Source organism: Mesorhizobium sp. M2A.F.Ca.ET.039.01.1.1 (genome assembly GCF_003998035.1).
In the GTDB taxonomy this organism is placed as follows: Bacteria; Pseudomonadota; Alphaproteobacteria; order Rhizobiales; family Rhizobiaceae; genus Mesorhizobium.
In genome coordinates this window covers 1-3668 of record NZ_RZRY01000630.1, presented here as the reverse complement: position 1 = coordinate 3668, position 3668 = coordinate 1, and the positions used below count along the sequence as shown (strand labels likewise).

General features: G+C 56.7%; 3 protein-coding genes. 1 reads left to right on the top strand and 2 read right to left on the bottom strand.

The features are described from left to right. Positions 1–24 precede the first annotated feature (24 nt). Entirely contained in the window at positions 25–870 is an 846-nt protein-coding gene (ehuB, locus tag EOA24_RS30750) for an ectoine/hydroxyectoine ABC transporter substrate-binding protein EhuB (RefSeq protein ID WP_189354368.1), read from the bottom strand. After that, the gene (locus EOA24_RS30745) at positions 867–2342 is read right to left on the bottom strand and encodes an amidase (protein WP_210213621.1); all 1476 of its coding nucleotides are present in this window, start codon (positions 2340–2342) and stop codon (positions 867–869) included. The genes ehuB and EOA24_RS30745 overlap by 4 nt, the downstream gene beginning before the upstream one ends. A gap of 94 nt (positions 2343–2436) precedes the next feature. Here EOA24_RS30745 and EOA24_RS30740 point away from each other — a divergent pair, with 94 nt between their 5' ends. After that, the gene (locus EOA24_RS30740) at positions 2437–3348 is read left to right on the top strand and encodes a LysR family transcriptional regulator (protein WP_127410422.1); all 912 of its coding nucleotides are present in this window, start codon (positions 2437–2439) and stop codon (positions 3346–3348) included. Positions 3349–3668 lie beyond the last annotated feature (320 nt).

Genomic DNA, 3668 nt, shown 5'->3' with positions numbered 1-3668 from the left:
TCCCTAATCTCATCAATAGACGAATCACTCAGCGCAGAGCTTTTCCGTAGTGACGTTTTCGACGTGCGCGCCCTCGTCGAAATTATACTTTTTCAATATTTCAATGTATTTCCCATTGGCGCGGATCTTGCGAAGACCATCGTTGTATGCGTCGCGCAATGCGGAGCTATCCTTATTAAAGCCGGCAGCTGCGCAGGATTTGAGGTCGTCCAGACGGACGAAACGCATTTCCTTGGGGTCCAGCCTTTTGAACATCGCCGCCCCCGTGTAGGAGTCGTGAGCGTAGACGTCGATGCGCTTGTCAGTCAGAAGCTTAATACCGCTGGTTGCGTCGGGGAACACAACGATTTTGTCCTCCGTCACTCCAGCGGCCAGGGCCAACTTCTGCTCATAACACCCACCGCATACGCCAATCTTCAGGCCCTGCTCAGCAATGTCCTTGTAGGTTTTCAACTTGTCGGCTAGGGTGGCGGGCACGATCAGGACCTCGGCATTGCACGAGACTGGATCCGAGAAAAGCACCGCCTCGCAACGCTCAGGTTTGATGTAAAGGGCCCCGCTCGTAGACAGGGTGGCGCGTTTCGATTGGAGCGCGGGGATCATCGCACCATATTCCATGACCTGGGCTGAGTACTTGGTGATGCCCGCCTCCGCGAGAATAGCTGCATCCATTTCTGGTCCCAAGCCGCCCGGCGAACCGTCTGCGTTCATCGTCATCAACGGGGGATCATTGGCGATTGCGATCGTTACGCCGTTCGTCTTCGCCTCATCGATCGTTTGAGCTAACGCGGGCCAATATAGAAGGTTGCCGGCCCCGGCGATAAATAACGACAGCATTGACGCTGAAAAGCATTTGCGTGCGTTTGTCATTGCCATTCCCCTTTTTCTTGATTGGGCGGCTGTTTAGCCCGGTTACCACTCAGGAAGCGATGTGGATACATCTCTTCGTACGATAGCGCAGCGCTTAGGACGTCGCTGTCTTCCCCGCGTGCGCCGACAATCTGCATGCCTATGGGCAATCCATCATCTGTCAACCCGCACGGGACTGTTGAAGCAGGCTGCTGGCTGAGATTGATCGGGAAGCTGAATGAAGACCACGAGACCCAGCTTTGTAGGTCGCCGCCAGGCGGAGTATCGTGGCCGGCTTCGAATGGCAGCACCGGGACAGTCGGCGAGACGACAAAGTCATATTCGGCAAGCAAAGCATCCATGGCGGCCCCGAACTTAGCGCGCCGTATCTCCGCAGCCATGCGTTCGACACCGGTATAGCCTTGCCCCGCACTGGCGGCGTTAAGAAAACCCGGGTCGAGGGTGGACCACTTCTCAGGATCGATCGAAGCTAACCTGTTTGCCGCTCCGACATACCAGTGAGCATAAAAGAGTTCGAGGAGAGTTTCCTGTTCCGGAAGGCGTATTTCGGCGACTATCGCGCCCGCTTCCTCAAGGTCATTCACGACGCCCTCAATCGCCGCCGCCACAGCAGGCTCAACTTTGCCAACGCAAGGTTCTTTCCAATAACCGATGCGCTTTCCCTTCCAATCGAGATGGGACACATTCAACTTCGGATACTTAACGGGGGGCTGCGTCCAATCGCGCAAATCGCGCCCGGACACCACCTCCAACATTGCAACAGCATCAGCCACCGTGCGCGTCATAGGCCCAATGTGCGCTACCGTGCCAAATGAGCTTAAGGGATGGGCAGCAACTCGCCCGTAAGTCGGCTTGTGGCCTACAATCCCAGTGAATGAAGAGGGGATTCGAATTGAACCCCCGCCATCGGTGCCAAGGTGCAAAACGCCTGCCCCGCAGGCTGCCGCAACGGCCGCTCCTCCAGAGGATCCGCCTGGTGTGCGGGTTGGGTTCCACGGGTTGCGGGTGACCCCAAATGCAGGGCTGTCAGTTACCGCTTTCCAGCCGAACTCAGGTGTGGTTGTCTGGCCAATAAAGACCGCGCCGGCCTTACGCAACCGAGCGACAGAAGGAGCATCCCGATGCATGGGCGCCGGGTCGGTCGTACGGCTACCATATCGAACGGTCCATCGCTGCACATGAACGATGTCCTTGAGTGTAGTGGGAATGCCATCTATCGGCGAGAGTGGCTCACCTCTCGCCCATCTTCGTTCGGCGGATCGAGCCGTCGCCAGGGCATTTTCCGGATCCAGGAAGGTGAACGGGTTTAGCGGCCCTTGTATTTCAGTGGCTCGCGCGAGGGCCGCCTGGGTTATTTCGACAGGCGAAAGCTGCTTATTTTGATACGCTTCCGCGAGGCTTCCGACGTCGAAACGATTAAGTTCCGCTCCCCCTATCTCCGGCAAATTCATGCCACTGTCCGCAGTTTTCATATCCAAGCTTCCTCTACCTGTGAGCGCAGTATGCAAGGAAATCAAAACTCTATAAAATGCATTATTTGGTGCGCTTTGATGCACAGGATGTGTTATGGATATGTCACTCCGCCAACTCCGCTATGTTGCAACTGTTGCAGAATCGGGCTCGATCGCTGCAGCGGCCCGAACCTGCCGGATTTCGCAATCATCCATTTTGTCGGCCCTCGACGCCGCTGAGATCGAAATGGGGGCGCGGTTGTTTGAGCGACGCCCCTCACGCGGCGTCGTCGCGACGCCTGCGGGTGAGCGCTTCTTAGCTTCGGCGCGCCTGCTGCTTGCGGCGGAAACAGAATTCGAGCGCTCAATGGAGAGGCACAGCCCCAAGACCCCTAGGATTCTTCGGCTAGGTTGTTTCGAACCTTTCGGAGCTCTCTTAATGCCCGAGCTTTTGCGTCGTTTCATCGACCAGGAAGGGGTCGAGATTCAGTTGTTCGAGGGCGAGCAGCCACAACTCCTAAGGTGGCTGGAAGGCAATACCGTTGACGCCGTGCTCACCTATGACATAGGTGCAGGGCTTCCGGAGGATGCCGCGATTTTAGCACGTTTTCCTCCACACGCTCTGTTGCACGTTGACAGTGAGTTGGCCAAGCATGCTGCAGTTAGCCTGACCGAACTCGCGCGGTTGCCTCTCGTGCTTCTCGACTTGCCACAAACTTCTGCGTACTTGTTGACCTTGTTCGATATCGTTGGAGAACGGCCAAAGGTGGGCTTCAGAACCCGTAGCTATGAATCCGTGCGGGCCGCAGTCGCCTGCGGATTCGGTTTTTCAATTCTCAACATGCGACCGCTCGGTCGTGGAAGTCCAGACAGCGATAGTGTGACGCGCAAACGCATAGTCGAGGATTTACCTGCGCCGCAATTGGTAGTCGTTGATCGGTACGGACCAGCGAAGCCTCCTTTCCTACGGCGTTTCACCAGTGTGGCACAGATGTTTTTCCACGAAATTGAAACGGAGCGGGTATGAGGCGGTGATTTTCTGGCGTCAGATACCGGTTGTTAGGTCCGATCGGGACATGACCATCGAGAGGCAAACCCAGCGGCCACTATTTCGTTCGGCGGGAGCACCGGCCAGCGTGCAAATTCGCGATCGTACCCGCTACACTTTCGAGTGAAGTTCGATATCGCGCCTTGACGGGTGACGTGATTTAGGACGGCGCCGAAACCTCTACCCGGCTGCCCCCGAGTCATGCGGAAGCCGATGACCCACATCAGCGGCTGGTTCCGCGTTGGCATGAAGAGCGAGCCCATGCATCGATCGCCTATCACATCGTGCGATGCCAGTCC